The 832-nt window shown below is 59.0% G+C and carries 1 protein-coding gene; it reads right to left on the bottom strand.

What is annotated here, in order from left to right; translation table 11 throughout:
• Positions 1-35: 35 nt before the first annotated feature.
• Complete coding sequence (locus tag KUM32_RS35690) at positions 36-830, bottom strand: winged helix-turn-helix domain-containing protein (protein ID WP_254406622.1); 795 nt, start codon at positions 828-830, stop codon at positions 36-38.
• Positions 831-832 lie beyond the last annotated feature (2 nt).

Here is an 832-nt window from a genome sequence, read left to right as displayed (position 1 = left end):
CGCTTTCACGAGTCGCGAAGAGTCGCGCTAGGCTTTTATTCGCCATTCGGGTCAAAATCCCTTCCGATGGTTTCCCACACGCTTTCGAACCACCGCTTCGCCTGCTCTACCTGCTGGGCACCGCTGGTGGAGTCGCCATCGTTGACTGAGTGATGGAACAGCGTGGCATCCGCTCCGACAAGGTCGAAGAATTCGACCATTTTCCCTTGCACAAGAACCTTATTGGGCCGGATCGGGTAGTACCCGAAGAACGCGTCTCGCTCGTTGATTACGTATAGCTTGAAGAACTGGGTGCCGCTATGCAGCCGAACGAATACGCTCGCATCTTGCACTAGCTCTAGATGCTTAAGCTCCATGACTGCATTCGAGATGCTGCGCGTGAAACCCATCATCATGTCGTGCATGCGGCGCCGCAACCGAGGGTCGTCTGCGCCATCCATGAGGACTGGGGCTGCGTGCGTGACAGACATGTCCGGGACGAGAATTCGAATGCGAATGCTCGATGGCGTCAGTCGCCCCACTCGGATTTTGTCGATTGGCTCTTGCAGCGTGTTGTGCAGGGTCTCACTGGAGAAGCCAGCGAAATCAATGGTGACGTATTCACTGGCGAACGCCTGCTCTACGTAGGGCCGCAAGCCCGCAGGGCGCTCGGTGCGCTCCCGCACGTAGACGCCGCTCCCCTTGCGCGAGACGACGAGTCCTTCGTCTTCCAGGTCGCGCAACGCCCTCTGGATCGTGGCCCTGGCGAACCCGTAGTGCTCGGTCAAGTTCTTGTGGGAGGGCAGCTTTTCCCCTGGTTTGAGCTTGCGCGTGCGGATCGCCGCAGCCAGGC

Source organism: Streptomyces sp. AC627_RSS907 (genome assembly GCF_019049165.1).
The sequence above is the reverse complement of the archived record's forward strand: the minus strand, read 5'-3'. Positions and strand labels throughout refer to the sequence as shown.